Source organism: Chitiniphilus shinanonensis DSM 23277 (assembly GCF_000374805.1).
GTDB lineage: Bacteria > Pseudomonadota > Gammaproteobacteria > Burkholderiales > Chitinibacteraceae > Chitiniphilus > Chitiniphilus shinanonensis.
The window spans coordinates 325,581-349,889 of record NZ_KB895334.1 but is presented as its reverse complement, the minus strand read 5'-3'; the positions used below and the strand labels follow the sequence as shown (position 1 = coordinate 349,889).

General features: G+C 69.9%; 26 protein-coding genes. 20 read left to right on the top strand and 6 right to left on the bottom strand.

The features are described 5' to 3' along the window. Positions 1 to 328 precede the first annotated feature (328 nt). From C556_RS0101630 to C556_RS24015, 20 genes are all read left to right on the top strand, one after another. Entirely contained in the window at positions 329 to 1,048 is a 720-nt protein-coding gene (locus C556_RS0101630) for a beta-ketoacyl synthase chain length factor (protein ID WP_018746479.1), read from the top strand. Further along, positions 1,045 to 1,818: a lysophospholipid acyltransferase family protein gene (locus tag C556_RS0101625; RefSeq protein WP_018746478.1), complete on the top strand. Its 774-nt coding sequence runs from the start codon at positions 1,045 to 1,047 to the stop codon at positions 1,816 to 1,818. Before C556_RS0101630 ends, C556_RS0101625 begins: the two co-directional genes overlap by 4 nt. Next, positions 1,799 to 2,059, top strand: coding sequence for a phosphopantetheine-binding protein (locus C556_RS0101620; protein ID WP_018746477.1), 261 nt, complete (start codon positions 1,799 to 1,801; stop codon positions 2,057 to 2,059). Before C556_RS0101625 ends, C556_RS0101620 begins: the two co-directional genes overlap by 20 nt. 189 nt (positions 2,060 to 2,248) lie before the next feature. Then, on the top strand, positions 2,249 to 2,494 hold the full coding sequence (locus C556_RS0101615) for an acyl carrier protein (protein WP_018746476.1): 246 nt from the start codon (positions 2,249 to 2,251) through the stop codon (positions 2,492 to 2,494). After that, positions 2,494 to 3,027 carry a COG4648 family protein gene (locus tag C556_RS0101610; protein ID WP_018746475.1) on the top strand — a complete coding sequence of 178 codons (534 nt, stop codon included), beginning with the start codon at positions 2,494 to 2,496 and terminating at the stop codon, positions 3,025 to 3,027. Before C556_RS0101615 ends, C556_RS0101610 begins: the two co-directional genes overlap by 1 nt. Beyond that, entirely contained in the window at positions 3,020 to 4,708 is a 1,689-nt protein-coding gene (locus tag C556_RS18890) for an ApeI family dehydratase (protein WP_018746474.1), read from the top strand. Before C556_RS0101610 ends, C556_RS18890 begins: the two co-directional genes overlap by 8 nt. Before the next feature lie 352 nt (positions 4,709 to 5,060). After that, entirely contained in the window at positions 5,061 to 5,771 is a 711-nt protein-coding gene (locus C556_RS0101600; RefSeq protein ID WP_245559204.1) for a glycosyltransferase family 2 protein, read from the top strand. Then, on the top strand, positions 5,771 to 6,685 hold the full coding sequence (locus C556_RS0101595; protein WP_018746472.1) for a lysophospholipid acyltransferase family protein: 915 nt from the start codon (positions 5,771 to 5,773) through the stop codon (positions 6,683 to 6,685). The genes C556_RS0101600 and C556_RS0101595 overlap by 1 nt, the downstream gene beginning before the upstream one ends. Beyond that, positions 6,682 to 8,199 carry an HAL/PAL/TAL family ammonia-lyase gene (locus tag C556_RS0101590; protein ID WP_018746471.1) on the top strand — a complete coding sequence of 506 codons (1,518 nt, stop codon included), beginning with the start codon at positions 6,682 to 6,684 and terminating at the stop codon, positions 8,197 to 8,199. Before C556_RS0101595 ends, C556_RS0101590 begins: the two co-directional genes overlap by 4 nt. 726 nt (positions 8,200 to 8,925) lie before the next feature. Next, a complete protein-coding gene (locus tag C556_RS0101585; protein ID WP_018746470.1) occupies positions 8,926 to 9,342 on the top strand; it encodes an acyl-CoA thioesterase in 417 nt (138 codons plus the stop codon). Further along, on the top strand, positions 9,330 to 9,926 hold the full coding sequence (locus C556_RS0101580) for a LolA family protein (RefSeq protein WP_018746469.1): 597 nt from the start codon (positions 9,330 to 9,332) through the stop codon (positions 9,924 to 9,926). Before C556_RS0101585 ends, C556_RS0101580 begins: the two co-directional genes overlap by 13 nt. A 124-nt stretch (positions 9,927 to 10,050) precedes the next feature. Continuing rightward, a complete protein-coding gene (locus tag C556_RS0101575; RefSeq protein WP_169338581.1) occupies positions 10,051 to 12,300 on the top strand; it encodes an MMPL family transporter in 2,250 nt (749 codons plus the stop codon). Between the two features lie 191 nt (positions 12,301 to 12,491). Next, positions 12,492 to 13,064, top strand: a complete 573-nt coding sequence (locus C556_RS18885) for a DUF3261 domain-containing protein (protein ID WP_157235697.1) — start codon at positions 12,492 to 12,494, stop codon at positions 13,062 to 13,064. Continuing rightward, on the top strand, positions 13,061 to 14,224 hold the full coding sequence (locus C556_RS0101565) for a beta-ketoacyl-ACP synthase (RefSeq protein WP_018746466.1): 1,164 nt from the start codon (positions 13,061 to 13,063) through the stop codon (positions 14,222 to 14,224). Before C556_RS18885 ends, C556_RS0101565 begins: the two co-directional genes overlap by 4 nt. A 383-nt stretch (positions 14,225 to 14,607) precedes the next feature. Next, positions 14,608 to 15,024, top strand: a complete 417-nt coding sequence (locus C556_RS0101560) for a hypothetical protein (protein ID WP_018746465.1) — start codon at positions 14,608 to 14,610, stop codon at positions 15,022 to 15,024. Between the two features lie 769 nt (positions 15,025 to 15,793). Then, entirely contained in the window at positions 15,794 to 16,261 is a 468-nt protein-coding gene (locus C556_RS0101555) for a hotdog family protein (RefSeq protein ID WP_018746464.1), read from the top strand. Positions 16,262 to 16,601: 340 nt separating this feature from the next. Then, positions 16,602 to 17,327, top strand: a complete 726-nt coding sequence (gene fabG, locus C556_RS0101550) for a 3-oxoacyl-ACP reductase FabG (protein WP_018746463.1) — start codon at positions 16,602 to 16,604, stop codon at positions 17,325 to 17,327. Beyond that, on the top strand, positions 17,324 to 18,553 hold the full coding sequence (locus tag C556_RS0101545; RefSeq protein WP_018746462.1) for a beta-ketoacyl-ACP synthase: 1,230 nt from the start codon (positions 17,324 to 17,326) through the stop codon (positions 18,551 to 18,553). The genes fabG and C556_RS0101545 overlap by 4 nt, the downstream gene beginning before the upstream one ends. A gap of 98 nt (positions 18,554 to 18,651) precedes the next feature. Then, positions 18,652 to 19,236 carry a LysR family transcriptional regulator gene (locus tag C556_RS24020; protein ID WP_211214645.1) on the top strand — a complete coding sequence of 195 codons (585 nt, stop codon included), beginning with the start codon at positions 18,652 to 18,654 and terminating at the stop codon, positions 19,234 to 19,236. Beyond that, positions 19,145 to 19,591: a LysR family transcriptional regulator substrate-binding protein gene (locus C556_RS24015; protein WP_211214644.1), complete on the top strand. Its 447-nt coding sequence runs from the start codon at positions 19,145 to 19,147 to the stop codon at positions 19,589 to 19,591. Before C556_RS24020 ends, C556_RS24015 begins: the two co-directional genes overlap by 92 nt. On the opposite strand, the gene C556_RS0101535 is transcribed toward C556_RS24015, so the two are convergent. The 6 genes from C556_RS0101535 to cas7e form a co-directional block, all read right to left on the bottom strand. Beyond that, positions 19,542 to 20,279 carry an SDR family oxidoreductase gene (locus C556_RS0101535; RefSeq protein ID WP_018746461.1) on the bottom strand — a complete coding sequence of 246 codons (738 nt, stop codon included), beginning with the start codon at positions 20,277 to 20,279 and terminating at the stop codon, positions 19,542 to 19,544. The genes C556_RS24015 and C556_RS0101535 overlap by 50 nt on opposite strands. A gap of 417 nt (positions 20,280 to 20,696) precedes the next feature. Next, complete coding sequence (gene cas2e, locus C556_RS0101530) at positions 20,697 to 20,993, bottom strand: type I-E CRISPR-associated endoribonuclease Cas2e (protein ID WP_018746460.1); 297 nt, start codon at positions 20,991 to 20,993, stop codon at positions 20,697 to 20,699. Beyond that, a complete protein-coding gene (gene cas1e, locus C556_RS0101525) occupies positions 20,990 to 21,880 on the bottom strand; it encodes a type I-E CRISPR-associated endonuclease Cas1e (protein ID WP_018746459.1) in 891 nt (296 codons plus the stop codon). The genes cas2e and cas1e overlap by 4 nt, the downstream gene beginning before the upstream one ends. A gap of 26 nt (positions 21,881 to 21,906) precedes the next feature. Continuing rightward, on the bottom strand, positions 21,907 to 22,524 hold the full coding sequence (cas6e, locus tag C556_RS0101520) for a type I-E CRISPR-associated protein Cas6/Cse3/CasE (protein ID WP_026262718.1): 618 nt from the start codon (positions 22,522 to 22,524) through the stop codon (positions 21,907 to 21,909). Continuing rightward, on the bottom strand, positions 22,490 to 23,161 hold the full coding sequence (cas5e, locus tag C556_RS0101515; RefSeq protein WP_018746457.1) for a type I-E CRISPR-associated protein Cas5/CasD: 672 nt from the start codon (positions 23,159 to 23,161) through the stop codon (positions 22,490 to 22,492). The genes cas6e and cas5e overlap by 35 nt, the downstream gene beginning before the upstream one ends. 1 nt (position 23,162) lies before the next feature. Then, positions 23,163 to 24,305, bottom strand: coding sequence for a type I-E CRISPR-associated protein Cas7/Cse4/CasC (cas7e, locus tag C556_RS0101510; protein ID WP_018746456.1), 1,143 nt, complete (start codon positions 24,303 to 24,305; stop codon positions 23,163 to 23,165). Positions 24,306 to 24,309 lie beyond the last annotated feature (4 nt).

Sequence of the window (24,309 nt, the reverse complement as noted above, 5' to 3'; positions counted from 1 at the left end):
AACCGCCCCCGGCTCCGCCGGGGGCCTGTGGTTCCCCGCTCACCACCTCAGGACATTGAGCCACTAGCCGCGCCACCCACCGCCGCCACCCACCACCCGTTGCGACCGCGCCACCGTCCGCCGTCCCGCCTGCGGCAGCGCGCGGGCGCTTGTGTACAATTGCGGCCGTTCCCGGCCGTTTCGCCGCGAAAACGCGCTTGAAACGCCGTTTTCCCGCCCTGTTCGACCGGGCCTGCCTCCAGCCCGGATTCGCCATGCAGTACGCTTTCCTCTGTCCGACCTCCGCGCCCCGCCCGCGCACGCGCTGACCGAACCGCGTGCCGCCGCCATGTCCACCGCATCGCCCTCGTTCACCCTGACCGGCTGGTCCGCCTGGCATCCCGCCTTGCCCGACGCCGACGCCTGGCTGGATTGGGCCGCGCGCGGCGGGCCGCTGCCAGCGGGCGATGGCGCACCGCCGCTGGCCCAGATGCCGCCGCTGCTGCGCCGCCGCGCCCACCGCTCCGGGCGGATGGCCTTGCAGGCGATGTACGACGCCGCACCCGGCGACGATTGCGCCATCGTCCACGCCTCGCGCCATGGCGAGGTCGAGCGCTGCCTGGGGCTGCTCCAGGCGCTGGCGGCCGAGGGCACGGTGTCGCCGCAACAGTTCGGCATGGCGGTGCACAACGCCATCCCCGGCCTGTTCACCATCGCCCGCCGCCAGCCGCTGCCGGTCAGCGCCATCGCCGCCGGCCGCGCCACCGCGTGGGCCGGACTGGTGGAAGCGCTGGCGCAACTGGCCGACGGCGCATCGCGCGTGCTGCTGGTAGTGGCCGACGAGCCGCTGCCGCCGCTGTACCAGCCCTTCGCCGACGAGCCGCAGGCGCCGTTCGCCTGCGCGCTGACGCTGGCGCCCGGCACGCAATGGCGGCTGGACTGGCAGGCCGACGCCGCAGCCGCCAGCGCCGAAACCGCCGCCGCCACCGTGCTGCGCGCACTGCTCACCGGCCAGGGCTGTCGCTGGCGCGACCAGGGCCGCCGCTGGCGGCTGGAGCCCACCGCATGACGCCGGAACGCGCCTGGCGCGTGCTCGCCACCGCCTGCTGCTTCATCGTGTTCGGCGTCGGCGGGCTGGGCTTTCTGCTGCTGGGGCCGCTGCTGGCGCTGATCCCGCACCGGCCGCGCCGCCACGCGCTGACCCGCCGGCTGATCCGCCTCGGCATGGCCGGCTTCGTGCGCCTGATGCGGGCCTGCGGCGTGATCTCGCTGGAGGTGCACGGCGCCGAAAAGCTGCGGCGGCGCGGCCAGTTCATCCTGGCCAACCACCCCTCGCTGCTGGACGTGGTCTTGCTGATGGCGCTCATCCCGCACGCCGACTGCGTGGTCAAGGCCGCGCTGTGGCGCAACCCGTTCCTGCGCTGGCCGGTGATCGCCGCCGGCTACCTGCGCAACGACGACGGCCCGGCCGTGGTCGCCGCCGCCATCCGCTCAGTGCGCGGCGGCAACAACCTGATCGTGTTTCCCGAGGGCACGCGCAGCGTGCCCGGCGCCGGGCTGCGCTTTTTGCGCGGCGCCGGCAATATCGCGGTACGCGGCGACCTGACGGTGACGCCGGTGCTGATCGTCAGCAGCGAGCCGATGCTGCCCAAGGGCCGGCCGTGGTATCGCGTGCCACGGCGGCGGCCGCACTTCACCGTGCGCGTGCTGGACGACCTGCCGCCGCCGGCCCTGCTGCCCGAACCGCTGCCCACCGCGCTGGGCGTGCGCCGCTACACCGAACGCCTGCAACAACGCTTTACCGAGGAGATCGCCCGTCATGAATCCGCTGCACGATGAAATCAAGCAACTCATCATCCACAGCCTGAACCTGGAGGACATCGCCCCGGCCGACATCGACAGCCATGCCGCGCTGTTCGGCGACGGCCTGGGCCTGGATTCCATCGACGCACTGGAACTGGGCGTCGCCCTGCAAAAACGCTACGGCCTGACCCTGTCGGCCGAATCCGAGGAAACCCGCAAACACTTCGCCTCCGTCGCGGCATTGGCGGATTTCGTCGAGGCGAATCGGACGAAGTGACGTGGAGCGCTGGCGGAACCCTACACCTTGAACCACTGAGGGCAGTGAGAACACAGAGGGGTCACAGAGAAAACCAGGCTTCGGAAAACCCGGAATGTCCTGGGGTTGGGGTTCTCTGTGCAACTCTGTGTTCTCACTGTCCTCTGTGGTTCAAGATTTGAATTTGACTTTGAGAAAGCCAACCACACGATGGACAAGCAACAACTCCTGGGCCGCATCCAGCAGGTGCTGGCCGACCAATTCGAGATCGACCCGGCGCGGGTGACGCCCGAGGCGCGGTTGTACGACGACCTGGACATCGACAGCATCGACGCGGTCGACCTGGTGGTGCAGTTGCAGGCGCTGGTCGGCCGGCGGCTGTCGCCCGATGCCTTCAAGGCGGTGCGCACCGTCGGCGACGTGGTGACGGCGCTCGACGACCTGATGCGCGCCTGATGCGGCCGACCATGCTGCTGCTGGGCGTGCTGGCGCCGCTGGCCTTCCTGGCCTGTGCCGCCTTCGGCCTGCCGCTGTGGTGGGCCGGGATCGTACTGCTGCCGCTGGCGCTGCTGCGCCGCGACACCCGCGCGCTGGCGCGCTGGATCGGCCTGCCGGCCGCGCTGCTCGGCGCGCTCACCCTGCTGACCCGCGCCGAGTGGCCGTTGCGCGTGTACCCGGTGCTCAACAACGTGGCGTGGCTGGCACTGTTCGCCTGGAGCCTGCGCCACCCGCCCACCGTGATCGAACGCTTTGCGCGCCTGAGCGAGCCCGACCTGCCGCCGGCCGGCGTCGCCTACACCCGGCGCGTCACCCAGGCGTGGTGCGCATTTTTCGTCGGCAACGGCCTCGCCGCGCTCGCCACCGGGCTGTGGGCCGACAGCCACACCTGGGCGCTGTACAACGGCGGCATCGCCTATGTGCTGATGGGCCTGATGTTCGGCGGCGAATGGCTGATCCGCCGCCGCGTGCGGAGCGCCCACCATGGCTGAGCCGTTGCCGCTGGGCGCGCTGGCCTGCCAGTCCGGCGACTGGCCGCTGGCCTGGGTGGACGGCCGCCCGGTCGGCGCGGCGCAGTGGCGCGACGACGTGGCGCGCGCCGCCGCCGCGCTGGCGCACCAGCCGGCGCCGGCCGTGGTGCTGCGCCAGGCGTGCGGCTACCGCTTCGCGGTCTGGCTGTTCGCCGCATGGCACGCCGGCAAGACCGTGCTGCTGCCCGGCGATGACGGCAACGCGCTGCGCGCCGCGCTCGGCGATGCGCCCGACATCGGCGACACCGACTGGCGCGCGCACGCCCCTGCCCCACTGGCCCCGCTGCACGACGCGCGCGCGGTGGTCTACACCTCCGGCTCCACCGGCGCGCCGGTCGGCGTCGCCAAGACGCTGCGCCAGCTCGACGCCGAAGTGGCGCTGCTGGCGCGCGCCTTCGCCCTGCCCGACGACGCCGGCGTGGTCGCCACCGTGCCGCCGCAGCATTTCTACGGCCTGCTGTTCCGCGTGCTGTGGCCGCTGGCGGCGCGCCGCCCCGTGGTCGCCGCCACCCAGCCGTATCCCGAGGCGCTGTGGGCGCTGCCCGACGCCGGCCGCTTCGTCCTCATCGCCAGCCCCGCCTTCCTCAAGCGCCTGCCGCTGCACCTGGACTGGCCGGCGCTGGCCGGGCGCATCGCCGCGGTGTTCTCGTCCGGCGGGCCGCTGCCGGCCGACGCGGCGCGCGACGCCGCCGCGCGCCTGGGCGTGCCGGTGCGCGAAGTGTTCGGCAGCACCGAGACCGGCGGCATCGCCTGGCGCGCCGACCCCGACGCGCCGTGGACGCCCTTGCCCGGCATCGAGATCGCCCAGGACGGCGAACTGCTACGACTGCGCTCGCCGCTGCTGGCCGACGACGGCTGGTGGACCGGCAGCGACCGCATCGCGCGCGACGGTGCCGGCTTCCGCCTGCTGGGGCGCGCCGACCGCATCGTCAAGCTGGAGGAAAAGCGCGTGTCGCTGACCCAGGTCGAGCAACACCTGCTGGCGCAGCCCGAGATCGCCGCCGCCCGCGTGGTGGCGCTGCACGGCCGCCGTGCCGAGCTGGGCGCGGCGCTGGTACTGTCGCCCGCCGGGCTGGCGGCGCTGGCCGCCGACGGCAAGGCGGCGCTGGCGCGCGCGCTGCGCGCCCGGCTGGCGCCACAGCTGGAGCCGCTGGCCGTGCCGCGTCGCTGGCGGCTGGTCGAGGCGCTGCCCGACAACGCCATGGGCAAGACCACCGAGGACGCGCTCCGCGCGCTGTTCGCCGCCGCGCCGGCCTATCCCGACCTGCTCGGCAGCGTGCGCGACGACGCCGGCGTCACGCTCACCTGTTACATCGACGCCGCGCTGCGCCATTTCGACGGGCACTTTCCCGGCGCGCCGGTCCTGCCCGGCGTGGCGTTGCTCGATTGGGTGGTGCATTACGCGCGCCGCCACTTCGCGCTGCCGCCCGATTGCCTGGGCATGCAGCAGATCAAGTTCCAGCACGCCGTGCAGCCCGGCACCACCCTCACGCTGCGACTCGAATGGCAGGCCGGCGACGGTCGCCTGCGGTTCGACTATCGCGGCCCCGGCGACATCCGCCACGCCAGCGGCCGGCTGCGCTTCGGCGAGGCCGCTGTGACCGCCGCCGCAGGCCATGCCGCGCCGCCCGCCAGACCATGATCGTCCGATGACCACGCCTCCGACCCCCTCCCCGCCCGACGCCCTGCCCACCGCGCCCACGTTGCGCCTAGGGCGAATCGACCTTCAAACGTGGGATGCGTTGGTCCATGGGCCGGATGGCTGCGCGAAGCGCGGCGCAGCAGATAGCCTTCCTATCTGCAAGCCGTGCGACAAAGCAGACGCCGGCCCACGGACCAACCCGCAGGGAAGGACGAAGGCCGGGCGCATGGCTGCGTTGTGCCTCGCTTGCGGGGATGACCCCGCGGCACTCGGCACGCCTTGCCCTGCATCCCGGTCTTCGTCCTTCGCACCCACGTTTGAAGGTCGATTCGCCCTAGTGGCGGTGGTGCCGGTGTACAACCATCCGCGCGCCATCGGCGGCGTGGTGGCCGCGCTGCGCGCCGCCGGCCTGCCGTGCATCCTGGTGGACGACGGCAGCGACGCCGACTGCGCGGCGGTGCTGGACCGGCTGGCCGGCGACGGCGTCGAGGTGCTGAGCCACGACCGCAACCGGGGCAAGGGCGCGGCGGTGGCCAGCGGCTTCCGCCGCGCCGCGCAACGCGGCTACACCCACGTACTGCAACTGGACGCCGACGGCCAGCACGACACCGCGGCGCTGCCGACGCTGCTCGCCGCCGCCCACGCCAACCCCGGCGCGGTGATCGCCGGCTACCCCGTCTACGACGACAGCGTGCCGGCGATCCGCCTCTACGGCCGCTACCTGACGCACATCTGGGTGTGGATCCACACGCTCAGCCTGCGCATCCGCGACTCGATGTGCGGCTTCCGCATCTACCCGCTGCGGCCGACGCTGGCGCTGCTGGCGCATGCCCACGTCGGCCGGCGCATGGATTTCGACACCGAGATCCTGGTGCGGCTGGACTGGGCCGGCGTGCCGGTGGTCAACCTGCCGGTGCGGGTGCGCTATCCGCAGGACGGCGTGTCGCATTACCGCATGGGGCGCGACAACCTGCTGCTGACGCTGATGCACCTGCGGCTGTTCCTCGGCATGCTGCCGCGCGCGCCGCAGCTGCTGCGGCGCCTGTTCCGGGGCAGGCCCTGATGCACTGGGCACGCATCGGCGAAGCCGGCTTTCTCGGCGGCATGCACCTGCTGCTGTGGATCGACCGCCGCCTGGGACGCTGGCCGCTGCGGCTGGTGCTGTACCCGCTGCTGGCGTGGTACGTGCTAGTCCGCGCCACCGCGCGCCGCGCCTCGCGCGATTACCTGGCGCGGCTGCATGCCCACAGCGGCGGCACCACCCCGCGCCCGACGCTGCGCAACGTGTTCCGCCACTTCGCCAGCTTCGGCGAAACCCTGCTCGACAAGGTGGCGGCGTGGAGCGGCCGCGCCGTGCCGGCGCCGCGCGTGCTGGACGGCGCCGGGCACTTCGTCGCCCAGCAGGCCAGCGGACGCGGCGCGGTGATCGTCACCGCCCACCTGGGCAACGTCGAACTGTCGCGCGCGCTGGCGCGGCAGCAGCGCGGCGCCCGCCTCAACGTGCTGGTCCATACGCGCCACGCCCCGCGCTTCAACCGCCTGCTGCGCGACGCCAACCCTGACTGCGAGCTGGACCTGATCCAGGTCTCCGAGCTGACGCCCGCCACCGCCATGCTGCTGGCCGAGCGGGTGGAGCGCGGCGAGTTCGTGGTGATCGCCGGCGACCGGGTGCCGCTGGCGGGCGGCCAGCGCGTCGCCGTCGACTTCCTCGGCGCCCCCGCCGACTTCCCCGCCGGCCCGGCACTGCTGGCCGGATTGCTGCAATGCCCATTGCTGGCGCTGCTGCTGACCGAGCGTGCCGACGGCTGGCACCTGACCATCCGCCCGTTGGCCGAGCGGGTGCCGCTGCCGCGCCACGACCGGCTGGCGGCGGTGCGCCCCATCGTCGCCGCCTTCGCCGCGCTGCTGGAAGCCGAATGCCGCGCCGCGCCGTTGCAATGGTTCAACTTCTATCCGTTCTGGGAGCGCAGCGCATGACCCGCGACATCGTGTTCGGCGCCGCCGACCTGCGCATCGAGGACGTGCTGGCGCTGGCGCGCCGCGACGCCCGCGCCGAACTGCCCGCCGACCCGGCCTTCGCCGCGCGCATCGACGCCGGCGCCGCGCTGATCGACCGCCTGCTCGCCAGCGACGGCGTGGTCTACGGCGTGACCACCGGCTACGGCGATTCGTGCACCACCGCGGTCCCGGCCGACCTGGCGTGGGAGCTGCCGCGCCAGCTTTACACCTACCACGGCTGCGGCCTGGGCCGCGTGTTCGACCCCACCGAAACCCGCGCCATCCTCGCCGCGCGGCTGGCCTCGCTGGCGCGCGGCCAATCCGGCGTCAGCTTCGCCCTGCTGCGGCAACTGCAACAACTGCTGGCGCGCGACCTGCTGCCGCGCATTCCCGCCGAAGGCTCGGTCGGCGCCAGCGGCGACCTGACCCCGCTGTCCTACGTCGCCGCCGTGCTGTGCGGCGAGCGCGAGGTGCTGGCCGGCGACACCACCCGCCCCGCCGCCGCCGCGCTGGCCGAACACGGCCTGACACCGCACGCGCTGCGCCCCAAGGAAGCGCTGGCCATCATGAACGGCACCGCGGTGATGACCGCGCTGGCCTGCCTGGCCTGGGGCCGCGCCGCCGCCCTCGTCGAGCTGGCCACCGGCATCAGCGCGCTGGCCGTCGCCGCCAGCGGCGGCAACCCGCAGCACTTCGACGCCACCCTGTTCGCCGCCAAGCCGCACCCCGGCCAGCAACGGGTCGCCGCGCACCTGCGCGCGCTGCTGCGCGACACCGAATCCGGCCGCAACGAGCACCGTCTGCAGGACCGCTACTCGCTGCGCTGCGCCCCGCACGTGATCGGCGTGCTGGCCGACGCGCTACCGTTCCTGCGCGACACCATCGAGCGCGAGCTGAACAGCGCCAACGACAACCCGCTGGTGGACGTGGACAGCGGCCGCGTGCTGCACGGCGGCCACTTCTACGGCGGCCACATCGCCTTCGCCATGGACAGCCTGAAGACCCTGGTCGCCAGCATCGCCGACCTGCTCGACCGCCAGCTGGCGCTGCTGGTCGACCCGCGCTACAACCACGGCCTGCCGGCGAACCTCTCCGGCGCATCCGGCGAGCGCGCCGCGATCAACCACGGCCTGAAGGCGTTGCAGATCGGCGCCTCCGCCTGGACCGCCGAAGCGCTGAAGCTGACCATGCCGGCGTCGGCGTTCTCGCGTTCCACCGAGTGCCACAACCAGGACAAGGTGAGCATGGGCACCATCGCCGCCCGCGATGCGTTGCGGGTGCTGACGCTGACCGAGCAGGTCGCCGCCGCGTCGTTGATCGCCGTCCGCCAGGGCTGCGCCCTGCGCGAGGCGTTGTCGCCGTTGCCGCTGACGGCCGCGGGCGCGGCGTTCCGGGCGAAGCTGGACGAGGCCATCGCGCCGATCGGGGAGGATGTGGGGTTGGAGCCGGTGTTGAGGGGGTTGGTGGAACGGATTCGGGAGGGAGGGTTTTGATTGGGGTGGTTGTGGTCACGAGCGTTGCAACTGCAACTGCAAAGGCTTTTAACCGCCTAGCGCCTGCGGCGCGGGTTGTTTGATGCCCTTCGCGACCGGGCGGGCCGGTTCATTTCTTTTGCTTCTCCAAAAGAAACGAACCAAAGAAAAGGAGCCCCGCGTCTGCGCCCCTCCGGGGTTCCCTGCGTCGGTCGCGAGCCTAAGGTCTCGCTCCACTCCTCGGCGCCACGTAACGGGAGGAACCCCCGTTGGGTGCGACGGGAAGTGGGAAAAAACAAACGCCGGCTTGTACTTTTGGGGCAGCAAAAGGCGCGCGCTCGCCTGCTGGCCGTCGCACACGTCACCCCTCGCCTTCAAGGGGAGGGGCCGGGGGTGAGGATGGTCTGCCCGGGGCCCCTCAGCAGCGCCGAGCAGAGGACAAGCGGGGCGGGAATTCGGCGAGGACTGTCTGAGGGCGCGCAGCGACCGAGTTTCGCAGCCGCCGACCCGATTGTCCGGCGCGAGGGAACCCCGCAGGGGCGCGTATGCGGGGCGGCCTTTTCTTTGGTTCGTTTCTTTTGGCCGTGCAAAAGAAATGAACCGGCCCGCCCGGCGGTAGAGGGCGTCAAACAACCGCGCCGCAGGCGCTAACAGGGGTTCAAAGCAGTTGCAGTTGCAGTTGCAGTCGAAGTCACCATCGAAGTCGCAGTCGAAACAGCAGTCGCCAACCAGGCCCCAGGAACACCGATGATCCCAACCACCACCATCGACCTCACCATCCCCTTCCACGACCTCGACCCGATGGACATCGTCTGGCACGGCCACTACGCCCGCTACTTCGAACTCGCCCGCACCGCCCTGCTCCAGAGCATCGACTTCGACATCCCCCAGATGCGCCAGTCCGGCTACGTCTGGCCGGTGATCGAACTCAACGTGCGCTACAGCCGGCCGCTGCGCTACCAGCAACGCATCCGCGTCAGCGCCACCCTGGTCGAATGGCGCAACCGGCTCAAGGTGCGCTACGAAATCCGCGACGCCGACAGCGGCGCGCGGCTGACGCGCGGGCATACCGTGCAGGTCGCGGTGGAGCGCGCCAGCGGCGAGATGTGTTATGTCTCGCCCGCCATCCTCTTCCACAAACTGGGTTTGCCATGCGCCGACTGATCGCCGTCCTGATGCTGCTCGCCAGCGCCTCCACCCTGGCCGGGGTGCCGCTGTCGCAGGTCGAACAACGACTGGACCGCGCGCGCGTGGTGCGCGGCGAGTTCACCCAGTTGCGCCAGTTGGTCGGGGTGAAGAAACCGCTGCGCGCCAGCGGCCGCTTCCTGGTCGATCGCGAGCGCGGCGTGCTGTGGCGCACCGAGCAGCCGTTCGCCCAGAGCCTGCGCATCACCCGCGACCAGATCGTGCAGCGCAGCGGCGGCCAGGAAACGCTGCGGCTCGACGCGCGCCGCGAGCCGGTGGTCGGCACCATCGGCGGCGTGCTGTTCGCGCTGTTCGCCGGCGATTTCGACGCGCTGGCGCGCCATTTCGAGGTCGACGCCAGCGTCAACGGCCCGCGCTGGCAGGTGAAGCTCAAGCCACGCGACGCGGCGCTGGGCAAGCTGGTGGCCGGGCTGACGCTGGACGGCGCCGCCACCGTGCAGCACATCGCCCTCGACAGCGCTGGCGGCGACAGCACCCGCATCGAATTCAGCGGCGTCACCGTCGGCGACAAGGTGGACGAAGCGGAGTGGCGGGATGAGTAAGCTGGGAAGAGGGAAGGGAGAAGGGGGAAGGGTAAAGTCAAAAGCGCGCGCTGCCTTGGGTTGGCTTTTACCCTTCCCCCTTCCCTCTTCCCCCTTCCCAATAGCCACAGCAGCGCGAGCGCTGTTGTGGCTATTGCTCACGCTGGCCATCGCCGGCTGGGCGTGGGTGGAGCGGCACGACTGGCGTTCGCGCATCGACGTGGACCTGTTCGCGCTGTTGCCGCACAGCGAGCGCGACGCGCGGGCCGAGGCGGCGCTGGCGGCGTTGGCCAAGCACGGCGAGCGACGGCTGGTGGTGCTGGTGGGCCACCGCGATCCGGCGCGCGCCGATCAGGCCGCGACGCGGCTGGCGCAGGCACTGGCGGCGCTGCCGCTGCACACCGAGCCGCCGGGCGCGGGGCTGGCGGCGTTGCGCGACGGTTACCTGCCATACCGCGCCGGGCTGTTGTCGACGGCCGACCGCGCGTGGCTGGCCCAGGCCGACAGCGCCGCCGTGCTGGCGCGCGCGCAGGCCGAAGCCTATGCCCCGCTGTCGCATTCCGGGCTGGCATGGCGCGACGATCCGCTCGGGTTGTTCGGGCGCTGGCTGTCGAGCCTGGCCGCGACCACGCCGGTGCGGCCGCATGGCGCGCAACTGGGCGTGGACGACGGCGCGCTGCACTACGCGCTGCTGAACTACACGCTGGACGACTCGGCGTTCTCGCTGTCGGCGCAGCGCCGCGTCGCCGACGGGCTGGCGGCGGCGGTAACGCGCCTGCGGGCCGCCGATCCGGCGCTGCACATCCTGCGCGCCGGGGTGGTGCTGCACGCGGCGGCGGCGGCGCAGCAGGCGCAGCGCGAGATTTCCACCATCGGCCTGGGCTCGACGCTGGGCGCGCTAGCCATGGTGTTGCTGGTGTTCGGCGGAGTACGGCCGCTGGGGTTGATGCTGCTGACGCTGGGCGTGGCCACGCTGTACGCCACCGCGCTCACCTGGGCGATCTACCCCCGGGTGCACGCGCTGACGCTGGTGTTCGGCGCCAGCCTGGTCGGGGTGGCGGTGGACTACGGCCTGCACGCGCTGGCCGCCAGCATCGACGACACCACGCCGGTGGCGGAGCGCTACCGGCGGCTGGCGATGGGCATGTTCCTGGCCATGATCACCACGGTGGCGGCGTATTTCGGCCTGATGCTGACGCCGTTCCCCGGGCTGGCGCAGATGGCGGTGTTCGCCGGCGGCGGCATTGTCGCCGCCTGGCTGACGGTGATCTTCTGGTTTCCGCTGCTGGCACCGCGCACCCTGCGCGCCACTCCCGGCGCGCGCTGGATCGCCCGCCTGCGCTGGCCGCACTGGCGCAACGACCGTCGCCACTGGCTGCTCGCCGCGCTGCTGGCGCTGGCGACGCTGGCCGGGCTGGCGCAACTGCGGGTGAACGACGACGTGCGCGCACTGGTCACGCCCGACCCGCAACTGGGCCGTGAGCACCAGACGGCGGCGCGCCTGCTCGGCCTGCCCAGCCCGGCGCAGATGTTCGTGGTCAGCGGCGACACCCCCGGCGAAACGCTGGAACGCACCGCCGCGCTGGCGGCGCGCCTGGACCAGCGGGTGCGCGCCGGTGACCTCGCCGGCTACGACGCGCTGACGCAATGGCTGCCGTCGCCGGCGCAGCAGCGCGCCGATCAGGCATTGCAGGCGCGGCGGCTGGCCGAGGCGGCACCGGCGCTGCGCGAGGCATTCGGCATCGATCCGCGCCCGCCGCTCGCGCCGCCGCTGAGCATCGGCCAGTGGCTGAAGCAGCCGGCCGGGCAGGCGCTGGCGCACCTGTGGCTGGGGCGCGGCGCCGACGGCCGCTACGCCACCACCGTGCTGCTCAAGGGCCTGGGCGGCGGCGCGCCGTTGCAACGCGTCGCGGCGCTGGCCGGCCCCGGCGTGGACTGGGTGGACAAGCCGGCGCAGGTGTCGGACCTGATGGCGCGCTACCGCGTGCTGCTGACCTGGGTGCTGGCGGCGTCCTACGCCGCGTGCGCGCTGGCGCTGGTATGGCGCTACCGCCGCGACACCTGGCGCATGCTGCTGCCGCCGGCGCTGGCGACGCTGCTGACGCTGGGGCTGCTGGGCTGGCTGGGCACGCCGTTGCAGTTGCTCGGCCTGCTGGCGCTGCTGCTGGTGCTGGGCGTCGGCGTGGACTACGGCATCTTCCACGCCGAGCATCCGGGCGACCGCCGCATGCAGGTGGCGACCACGCTGTCGGCGATCAGCACCATCCTGTCGTTCGGCCTGCTGGCCTTCAGCGCCACCCCGGCCCTGCACGCCTTCGGCCTGGCGACCCTGTCCGGCGTGCTGCTGGCATGGCTGATCGCACCGCTGTTCCGGCCGGAGTCCTCCGCACCTTGAGTTGGAACCCCCACACCTTGAACCACAGAGGACAGTGAGCGCACGAAGTTACACAGAGGAAGCCTTCCGCTTCATAAGATGCCGGTCATGCCTTTCTCCGTGACCGCTCTGTGTTCTCCGTGTTCTCTGTGGTTCAAGGTGTGGGGTTCAATCCCGCCCGCTCGGAATCCACCAACATTCAAAGGCTCACCGTGACCCGTCATCCTGCCACCGGCCTCTTTTCTATTCGTGCCGGCACCCTCGGCGGGGTAGTCGTGCTGCTGGCCGCCCTCCTCCTGACAGCCTGCGCCGCCTTCGCGCCCGCGTTGTGGCGGATGCCGCCCGCCGCGCTGGGCGAGCATCTGGCGCAGCAGCGGCTGGTGATCGAGCGGGCCGGGCAGGTGCAGGCGCTGGAGGTGGTGCTGCAAAGCGACGCCACGGCGGTGCGGCTGATCGGCGATGCGCTGGCGGTGCGGCTGTTCACGCTGGACTACGACGGCGCGCGGGTGGTCGAGGGGCCGGGCCTGGGTCTGCCGGCCGGGCTGCCGCCGGCGCTGATCGTCAACGACCTGCTGGCGGTGCATGCGCCGTTGCCGGCGTTGCGCGCGGCGCTGCCCGCCGGCTGGCAGACCGACGAGGCCGGCGGGGTGCGCACGGTGCGCGATGCGCATGGCCGCACGATGCAGACCATCACCTACGGCGACGGCGCGCCGTGGCAGGGCCGCAGCGAACTGGTGTCGGCGCACGGCTACCGGCTGACCATCGATTCGACGGAGGCGCCATGAGCACCTTGCACGCGCTGGGCATGGTCTGCGCGCTGGGCGCGGACCTGGACACCATCCGCGCCAACCTGTTCGCCGGCCGCGCGCCGGGCATGGGCGCCACCGAGCGCTACAGCCCGGGGCGCTCGCTGCATCTGGGGCAGGTGACGGCGCCGCTGCCCGACCTGTCCGAACACGCGCCGCGCTGGCGCAGCCGCAACAACGCGCTGCTGTGGGCCGCGTTCGCGCAGATCCGCGCCGAGTTCGACGCGTTGCGCGCGGCGGTCGATCCGACGCGCATCGCGGTGGTAATCGGCACCAGCACCGCCGGCATCGCCGAGGGCGAGGCGGCGGTGGCGCACCACGCCGCCCACGGCGCGCTGCCGGACAGCTTCCATTACGCGCAGCAGGAACTGGGTTCGCCCGCCGAATTCCTCGCCGCCGCGCTGGGCATCGCCGGGCCGGCGTATGCGATCTCCACCGCCTGCACCTCGGGCGCCAAGGCGCTGGCGGCCGGGGCGCGGCTGCTGGACGCCGGGCTGGCCGACCTGGTGCTGGCCGGCGGCGCCGACAGCCTGTGCCGCTTCACGGTGGCGGGTTTCGGCGCGCTGGAGGCGCTGTCGCCCGATCCCTGCCGCCCGTTCGACGCCGACCGCGCCGGCATCAACATCGGCGAGGGCGCCGCGCTGTTCCTGATGCGGCGCGGCCCTGGCGCGGTGCGGCTGGCCGGCTGGGGCGAAAGCTCGGACGCGCACCATATCTCGGCCCCCGATCCGGCCGGCGACGGCGCGCGCCGCGCGTTGCGCCAGGCGTTGCAACGCGCCGGGCTGGCCGCCGCCGACGTCGGCTACCTCAACCTGCACGGCACCGCCACGCCGCTCAACGACGCGATGGAAGCCGCCGTCACCGCCGAGTTGCTGCCCGGCGTGCCGTGCAGCTCGACCAAGCCGCTGACCGGCCACGCGCTGGGGGCCGCCGGTGCCATCGAGGCCGGCATCGCCTGGCTGACGCTGACCGGCGACGGCCGCCTGCCGCCGCAGTACGGCACCGAACGGATCGACCCAACGCTGCCGCCGCTGGCGCTGGTCGCCCCCGGCCAACGCCTGGCGACGCCATCGCGCGTGGCGTTGAGCCAGTCGTTCGCCTTCGGCGGCAACAATATCGTGCTGGCGTTGCAGCGCTGAGCCGCGCGCCGGACTGCCCACAACGCCCGGGCGAATCGACCTTCGAACGCGGATGCGAAGAGCGAAGGCCAGGATGCCGAGCAAGGCGTGCCGAGTGCCGCGGGGGACAAGGCAGCCATGCGCCGGGCCTTCGTCCTACCTCGTCCGCATGGCAATGACCCGTCCAGGCACGCGATATCGCGGCATGCGGCGAATTCATGCTGTGGCGCAAAAATTTCTCCTAAATTGCCCTTGAATGCAATTGAATCGCAATTATTCTTTGGAATCTCCATCACGCCAATCCAGCATGACGGGGCGGCAATCCAGGCAAAACCTGCCCATTGCCGATCATGGCGCCGCCTACAAGGCGGCGCCATCCAAATCCATTCCGATGAGGATTTCCCATGAGCACTTTCAGCGCCACCTTTGTCCAGGTTTCTCCTTACGGCATCGCTCTGACCAATAACGTTGGCTTTCCCTACGAAATCAGCATCACGAACGAGGGGCCCGATGCCGTCGCGGTCGATACCCTGGTCGTCAATATCAATTTCGGCACATTCGGCCATCCGGTCAGAAACAGCGTATTCGTCAGAACGCTGGACGAGGCAATCCCGGATACGGCCTTCGCCGTGGCGGAGGCCATGGTCAACCAGCCCAACTTCACCATGCAATTGACCGTCGGCTTTACCGTCAATACGCCGGACCAGTTGAAATCGCTGCCCGTGGATGCACATCTGGTCATCCGCCTGGCGTCGCCGGACGACTACACCGGCTACCTGCCGGCCATCGAGAACAGCATCATCGTCGGCACCAAGGTGTAAGCACGGTACGGCGCGGCTCCCGGGCCGCGCCAGGCGGGTGTTTGCATCGAGCGCCGGCCCCCGATCGCGGCATGATCGGCGACGGATGGCCGGATGGGGTTCGGGCAATCGGATCGAAACACGTTCCCCCATCGAATTCCGCGAGTGCGGGAAAGCGGATGCGGCAATGCCGGAAAGAGTGGAAAGATTGCATGCGGTTTGCGCCACATATTAAAGCGCCCGGCAATCCGCTCAAATCGAGGTGCCCGATAGCCGGGTGCGGCATTTGCATGCGCGGCCATGCCCATTGATCGAATGCGGGAGGGGAGAACGGAATAATGCGCCGTGGTCACCGGCGGCATGCCGATTTCCATTTTTTCGACGAATGGCGATATCGCCTTATTTGCCGATGCCGAGCGAACGAGTTATTTCACAATGCTGTCATCAAAAGATGCATGCGCCCCACTCGATTAATCCGCCGATAGGGACGACATTCCCGCCGACACGACAAAGCAGCCGTTTCGGATTCGCGATGCGATAGCCGTGCGGCGCGATTCATCTTTATTCCGATCGATTACTTATTCGGACCGGCAAGCGATGTCATCGATTTGACGTGGGCAGGAAAACGCCACAGCCGTAATTCGGCGCCAACCGGAATTGGCGCATGCAATGGCGCACACCTTGGTCCAGCGATTGCGGCAGCGCCACCCGCCACGCCGCACCACCGCGGTGCGGCGCATTCGTGGGAAAATCCCTCGCCTGCACCTCGCCCTGGCCCTCCCCGCCGCTCATGTCCTGTAAGCCCGAATTCCTGCCGCCGATTGCCGACCTGCTGCCCCACGCCGCGCCGATGATCCTGCTCGACCGGGTGGTGGCGCTAAGGCCCGACGCCATCGAGACCGAGCTGGTCATCCGCGACGCCTCGCCGTTCTGCGAACACGGCCGGGTGGGCGCCTGGGTAGGCATCGAATACATGGCGCAGAGCGCCGCCGCGCTGGTGGGCGCCGACGCGTTGCGCGCCGGGCAGCCGGTGCGGGTGGGGTTCCTGGTCGGCACCCGCGACTATCGCGCCGACACGCCGTGGTTCCACCGCGGCGAGGTGCTGCGGGTGTTCGCCGAGCGCGAGTTCCAGGCCGACAACGGCATGGCGGCGATGCGCTGCCGCATCGCCCGGCCCGACGGCACGCCGCTGGCCGCCTGCCTGCTGTCAGTGTTTCAGCCCGACGACGTGACGCGCTTTCTGCATCCCGAGGCGTAAGAGCGGCCAACAACGCCCTTCTGGCCGCGTCCCGCGGCGGCGCCGAGCCTCACTTGCCGTGCACCTTGTACTGCCCACTTGTCGCGCTCCAAGCCGGCGCGGCACGAGCACGGTCGAGCGTCGCGACCCTCTTTCGGCCGGCGCGGCGCCCATCCGGGTGGAGCGCGCCCAGCAAGCCGTGCACCACCAGGCACCAGCCGCCATTCGTGTCCGGATCACGCCGGAAACGGCGCCTTGGCGCTACACTGCGCACCGTGCCGCCGCCATCGGTCGCGGCCCGTAAACCAACGAATTCAGTAAGAAACAGCGACCACCCGAGCGTGGCCGCCCCGGATCGTCCATGAGCCAAACCATCCTCGTCACCGGCGCCAATCGCGGCATCGGCCATGCCATCGCCCTGCGGCTGGCCCGCGACGGCTTCGACCTGGCGCTGCATTGCCGTCAGCGGCGCGACGATATCGAGCAGCTGGCGCAGCAGATCGCCCGGCTGGGCCGACAGGTGCGCGTGCTGCAATTCGACGTGGCGGACCGCGCCGCCTGTCGCGCCGCGCTGGAAGCGGACGTGGCCGCGCACGGGGCCTGCTACGGCGTGGTCTGCAACGCCGGCATCGCCGCCGACGCCGCGTTCCCGGCGATGACCGACGCGGAATGGGACGGCGTGCTGCGCACCAACCTGGACGGTTTCTACAACGTGCTGCACCCGCTGGTGATGCCGATGGTGCAGCGGCGCCAGCCGGGCCGCATCGTCACCGTGGCGTCGGTGTCCGGCCTGATCGGCAATCGCGGCCAGGTGAACTACAGCGCCGCCAAAGCCGGCATCATCGGCGCCACTAAGGCGCTGGCGCTGGAGCTGGCCAAGCGCCGGATCACGGTGAATTGCGTGGCGCCGGGGCTGATCGATACCGAAATGCTGCCGCAGGAAGTGCGCGACGAAGCGCTGAAGCAGGTGCCCGCGCGCCGCCTGGGCACGCCCGACGAGGTGGCCGCCGCCGTGGCCTTCCTGATGCGCGAGGACGCCGGCTACATCACCCGGCAGGTGATCTCGGTGAACGGGGGGCTGGCATGAAGCCGCGCCGTGTCGTCGTCACCGGCATGGCCGGCATCAGCCCGCTGGGCTGCGACTGGCCGACCATCGACGCCCGCCTGCGCGCCGGCCACAGCGGCGTGGTACGCATGAGCGACTGGGCCGAATACGACGGCCTGAACACCCAGCTGGGCGCGCCCGCCGCGCCGTTCGAGCTGCCGGCGCACTACAACCGCAAGCGCACCCGCAGCATGGGCCGCGTGGCGTTGATGGCGTGCCGCGCCAGCGAGCTGGCGCTGCTGGACGCCGGCCTGCTGGACGACCCGATCCTGACCCGCGGTGCGGTCGGCGTAGCCTATGGCTCGTCGTCCGGCACGCCGTCGGCCATCGGCGATTTCGGCCGCATGCTGCTGGACAAATCCACCGCGTCGATCAACGCCACCAGCTACCTGAAGATGATGGCGCACACCACCGCGGTGAACATCGGCGTGTTCTTCGGCCTGACCGGCCGGGTGTACACCACCTCCAGCGCCTGTACCTCCGGCAGCCAGGGCATCGGCTACGCCTACGAGGCGATCCGCCACGGCCACGCGGTGGCGATGATCGCCGGCGGCGCCGAGGAACTGTGCGCGGTGGACGCGGTGGTGTTCGACACCCTGTTCGCCACCAGCACCCGCAACGACGCGCCGCACACCACCCCCCGCCCCTACGACATCGACCGCGACGGGCTGGTGGTGGGCGAAGGCGCTGGCACGCTGATCCTGGAAGACTACGAGCACGCCCGCGCGCGCGGCGCGCAGATCCATGCCGAAGTGCTGGGCTACGGCACCAACAGCGACGGCGCCCACGTGACCCAGCCGCAGGCCGCCACCATGGCCGAAGCGATGCGCCTGGCGCTGCGCGACGCCAACCTGCCCCCCGGCGCCATCGGCTATGTGAACGGCCACGGCACCGCCACCGAGCAGGGCGACATCGCCGAAACCCAGGCCACCCACGCCGTGTTCGGCGGCGGCATGCCGATCAGCTCGCTGAAAAGCTACCTCGGCCACACCCTGGGCGCCTGCGGCGCGCTGGAGGCATGGCTCACCATCGAAATGCAACGCGCGCGCCACTTCGCCCCCACCCTCAACCTGCACCGCCCCGACCCCCGCTGCGCCCCGCTGGACTACCTGACCGGCGACGGCCGCGACATCGATTGCGAGTTCGTGATGAGCAACAACTTCGCGTTCGGGGGGATCAATACTTCGTTGGTGTTCGGGCGGGTGTAGGCTTCGGTTGGTCCAGCGCCGGGCGCAACGTTGCGGCCTGGAACCACTGGGTTGAAGCCAGCCCGATCACGGCCCGGCCCGCGTTTTGGTGGAGGCGTATGAATATCCGTCCCGGTTTACTGAAGACCTTTCTCGCGGTCGCCCGCTGCCGCAACATCACTCGCGCGGCCGCGGAGATCCACCTTGCGCAGTCCAGCGTGAGCGACCAGCTCCAACTGCTGGAAAACGACCTTGGCACCCGGCTGTTCACCCGCTCCAGAACGAGCCTGGAATTGACTGCGGCGGGTGCTGTGATGCAGCGATATGCCGAAGAGATCCTGGCGCTGCTGGATGAAGCGCGGGCCGCCGTTCAGACCGCGGCGGACCAGCCGGCCAGGCGGCTGACCATCGGCACCCTGGAAACGATCGCCTCCACCACGATGCCCGGATGGCTGGCGGCCTTCCAGGGGGCGCATCCGGACGTCTCCGTGCAGATGAAGATCGCCGGGTCGGGCACGCTGATGCAGCTGCTGGCGAGCGGCGGGATCGACATTGCCTGCTGCTTTGAAAGGGGGGCACTGGATGAACTTCTTCTTCAAACGATCACTGTCATTGGAACCGCTGGTGCTGATCGCGGCGCCCGACAGGCCGCTGTCCGGGCACGATCTGGCTGCACTGGCGGCACAGCGTTTCGTGGCGACTGAAGTGGGCTGCATCTACCGGCACCTGTTCGACCAGGCCTTTGCCGAAGCCGGCTTGGTCGCCCCGCAGCTTGCGGCCGAAGTGGACAGCATGGCCACGATCGTCCGGCTGGTTGCCGCAGGCGCGGGGCTGGCACTGGTGCCGCGTCTTGCCATTGCCGACATGCTCGACAGCGGAAAGCTCGTCGAAATACCCTGGCCCGCTCCCAACCGGACCGCATCGCTGGTTGCGATCTGGCGTCGACGCCGCACCCAGCCCCCCGCGCTGCGGCAGTTCGTTGCCGTGGCGGAGGCCGCGGCGATGCCGCTCAGATCAGGCGATGCCCGCCTTCCACGTGCAATATCGTCCCTGTCGTGAACGTGTTGTCCATGAGAAAACCGATCGCGTGAGCGATGTCGTCGGGCTGTCCGGTACGCCCAACGGGCAACCGCTCGGCCATCGCGCTCAAGGTGTCGTCTTTCCTGTCGCCCGCAACGAAACGCCAGATGGGCGTATCGACCCAGCCGGGCGAGACCGCGTTGACACGGATGGGCGCGAGTTCGACCGCCAGCGCGCGCACCAGCCCCTCCAGCGCCGCATTGACGGCGGCGACCACCGAGCCGCGGGCGGCCGGTCGGTAGGCGGCGATGCCGGAGATAAAGGTGATCGAGCCGGTTGCCGACAATTTCGGCGCGCCGTACTTGGCCAGCAGCAGGGGGCCATAGAGCTTGCTTTCCACCACGCGTTGCGCCGCTTGCAGATCCAGCGACGGCAGCAGTTGATAAGCACCGGCAATATCGGCCGCCGTGCTGACGACGTGGTCCACCGGACCTACCTGTTCAAACAATCGGGCCACCTGGTCTTCCCATGAAATATCGACCGCGATGGCCTGAAGCTGCGTGGGCCTTTGCAGTCGATCCTGCGCGGCGGCGAGCTTGTCGGCGTTGCGCCCCGCAATGACGACCCGTGCACCCGCATCCAGACATCGCCGCGCCAGCGCCAGCCCCATCCCGGAACTGCCGCCCACGATCAGCACCGTTGATTTTCCCGCTTGCGTCTTCGCCATGTTTTCCGTTCCGTTGGTTGGATTGCCGTGATCCAGCATCGCTGGCTTGGCGGAAGAAGCGAAACGGAAAAACGCGATAGCACCATCGGGAATTCCGATGGGGAATTGACAGGGAGGTGAAGGCAATCAGGCCGACTGCGAGCGTGACCTCGCTCGACTGGCCGGGCGGTTCAGATGAGAGAGCTAGTTCCTTTGCCGTTTGTGTGGCGGTTCATCCCCACGCACGTGGGGAACACGGTCTGCCGGAAGGTGTGCCCTTGCGCCGCGACGGTCCATCCCCACGCACGTGGGGAACACGCCAAGCTCAACGCCGAAGAGACCAGCAAGGACGGTTCATCCCCACGCACGTGGGGAACAAACCAATCACAACTCATTGAAAAAGTTTACAAATATTCCACCCCTTCAATCCACCAGACACTATTCCTCCACAGGCAACGGCTGGAACGCCACTAGGTTCAACCCATCGAACTCCACCGCCAGCCGGCGGCTGGCGCCCAGGGTCTGGAATTCGTAGCCGGATTCGTGGCGGCTGGCCCAGGCCATCACCACGTTGCCCTCTTCGTAGCCGGCGGCCAGGTGTTCCCAGATCATTTCGCGGGTGCGGCGGGAGACGTCGCCGATGTACACCCCGGCGCGCACCTCCAGCAGCCAGATCGCCATGCGCCCGCGCAGGCGCGGCGGGACGTTCTCGGTGACTACGACGACGAAGCTCAACCCGGGCTCCGGTGGCCGGCATCGCCGATGCCCTCGGCGTTGGGAATGGCGGGCGGCACGGCCTCTGGCGGCGCTTCGGGCGGGGCGATGCCGCCAGCGGCAAGCACGTCCTCGATGGTGGGAATGATGCGGCCCAACAGCTTGCTGCTGCGGAACAGGTCGCGGCAGCCCAGGCGCACTTCGCGCTCCGGCTGGGCCGGGCCGCGCGCGGCGATGCGGAAGGCCAACGGCACCACGGTCTCGAACTTGAACAGGTCGGCGATATCGTAGACGAACGACAGCGGCTTGCCGGTGTGGATGAAACCCACCGCCGGGGCATAGCCGGCCGCGAGCACCGCCGCTTCGGTGATGCCGTAAAGACAGGCAGTGGCCGCGGACAGGCAGCGGTTGGGGATGTCGGCGGCATCCCATTGCTGGCGGTCGTAATTACGCGCACGCCAGGACACGCCGTACTGCTGCGCCAGCAGCTTGTAGGTCTCGCGCACCCGTGCGCCCTCGATGCCGCGCAGTTGCTCCACGCTGCGCCGTTCCGGCGGCGGCTCCTGGAAGCGCAACGCGTACATCCTGCGCACCACTTTCAGCCGCAGCGCGTCATCCAGCGCCAGTTGCGCCTGGTACAGCAGCCGATCCGCCCGCGCCCCGCCCGGCTGGCCGCTGGCATACAGCCGCACCCCGGCCTCGCCGACCCACACCAGCAAGGTGCCGACGGTGGACGCCAGATGCACCGCCGCATGCGACACCCGCGTACCCGGCTCCAGCATGATGCAAGCCACCGACCCGACAGGGATATGCGTGCGCACCCCGCTCTGGTCGATCACCACGAAGGCGCCATCCAGCACGTCGATCTGCCCGTACTGGATGAACACCATCGATACCCGGTCCTTCATGGGGAGGGGTTTGAGGGGTGGGAGCATCAACAACGCGCGAGGCTGAGCAAGCCGCAGCCGAACGCCTTGGCGCGGCCGACGCCCGCCAGCAGCGCCTGGGCCAGCGCGTCCGGTTGCAATGCCTGCAACACGCCTTCGTAGGCCACCCGCTGCACGCTGATCACGCTCGATTCCTTACGCCCACGCAGCATGTCGCTGGCTGTCACCAAGGCGGCCTCCAATGTGAAGCCATGGCGCTCGCCCTGCCGTTGCAGCCACTCCAACTGCGCCGTTTCGCCGGTCAGACCGTAGCGCTTGCCCTGGCGCATCACGGTGGGGTTGGCCAACAGGCGAAAGCGGTAGCGGCTGCCCGGCACCAGCAGTTTATCCAGCGCCACCCGCTTGGACGCCACGGGCTGTTGCAGGTAGCCGGGGGTGGCCTGCAGGAATGACCAGTCCGCTTCTCGGTTGGCCGACTGCACCAACAGCGTCGGGCTTGCCCAGGGATTGCCGGTGGGTTCCAGGCACCAGAGGAAACGCGGCGGCGGGGTGTCCGCATCCGGGACAAAGGCGCGCGCCAGGGTGCGGTGCATCTCATAAGGGTCGCCCAGATCGCGTCGCGCCTGGGCATTACGCGGGTCGAGCGTCAGTCTGCTCAGGAACATCCATTACTCCCGATTTCACGTAGCGTGGGCCGAATTGCCGCTCGGCAAACGGCGCCACGGGTTGGTCCAGCCGGATCGATCCCTCCCGGACGTCTTCCAGCAGGGTACGGACCACGGTGCCCGTGCCGCCGCGCTGCGGCGCCCGCAAACGCGGATAGGCGGCGAGCGCGGCCTCCAGCCCCAGCGGGGACAAGCCATCCGGCAGCCACACCGGTTCCCCTGGGGCGAAGCTCTTGCGGCCCAGCGCCAATGGCCAGTGGGGGGCACGCAATGCGTCGTGGACACGAGCCAGCAGCATTTGATCAGTACCTTCCAGGCCGACCAGGAATGCGGCGTCCGCCAGATAGAAACGCGGACTGATGACGGTGCGGCGCAGATCGGGCTTGCCCGAGGCGATCATCACGCCGGTGGCGGTCTGGTAGTCGCGCATCGGCACGCCTTCGCGATCGACCCGCACACCCATGCGCAATGCGGCGAGGTCGTCCAACGGCTCGCTCCGGTCGCGGCCCAGGGCGGCGCAGATCAATCCCAGGACGCCCGACTTGGAAGGTTCGAGCTGGGTATCGCGTTCGTCGAAACGGCTGGTCACCCCCCAGGACTGGAAAGGCCCTTGCAGGCGCAGCAACAGGGTGGGCATCTCAGTGCTCCAGCCGCGCTGCCACCTGTTGCCGGACCCAGGCGGCAAGGTCTTCCAACCGGGCCGCGCGCGAGCCACGGTCGGCAGGCCAGGCGCCAGTCAGATCGAGGTAGGACCATTGATCCCTGCTGTCGGCGTAAACCGTGGCATAGGCGCATTCGTGCCGGGCCAGCGCCTGTACCGATTGTTCGGTCAGCGACTGGTCTGCCTTGGCATGCAGCGGTTTTTCGAAGGCATTCGCCAGGTTGAGCGGACCGGCGTGGCGCAGGCAGACGCCGACGAAACTGGGCAGGTTGTGCGCGGCAAAGGTGTTCTGCTTGCCGCTGGGAATGGCGCGCACCATGCCCTGGGTGAATGCCTCCAGCGCGGCCAGCGCCAGGTCCTTGTCCTGCTGGAGATTGCCCAGCAGCTTGTGCGCATCGACCACGGCGTAGCGATACAAGGTGGCGGAGTTGAACTCGATCTGGCCGATCATGCCGGCACCGGTTTCTTCCGGGCCGCCCTGGTCGTCCACGGCGGTGAAGTAGTCGAATTCGCGCTCGACGCGATGGGTGCTGATGGCATGGGCCACCTGGCAGGCGGCTTCCTGGTTGACCTCCGGCAGATCGGCCAGCATACGGCCGAACAAGGCAACGTCCACCGCCTTGCCGCCGTCAAGCAGGGCCTTGGCTTGTTTGACGACTTCCGGCGGCGCGCTGGCCTTGGCTTCCTTCTTGCCCTTTTTCTCCCCCTCGACAGGAGCACCGGCCAGGACATCCCAGTGTTGTTCGATCAACGCGGCAAAGCCGTCGATTTCAGCATTGCCCAGAAACAGCAGGTATTCGGTCTTGCCGTCGTCCTTGAGCTTGAGGCCCGCGGCGGCCAGGGCCGTTTCGATCTTGCCTTCGGCCTGCTGTGCGTCGCGTCCGGCCAGACGCTCCAGCAACAGCGATTTGAGCTTCTTGGTGCGGACGCCACGAAACGCCTCGGCCACCAGATCGTGGTCGCGTGCCGCCAGCCGGATGGCGCGTTTGAAGCACTGGCTGCTCACCCGCGCCCGGCGATAACCGCCGAACATGGCGTCCTTGGGGGCGCCAGTGTCGTCGCGGTTGAGGTTGGAAGGCGCGAAATTCTGGATCAGGTGGAATTCGACGAACAGACTCATGGTG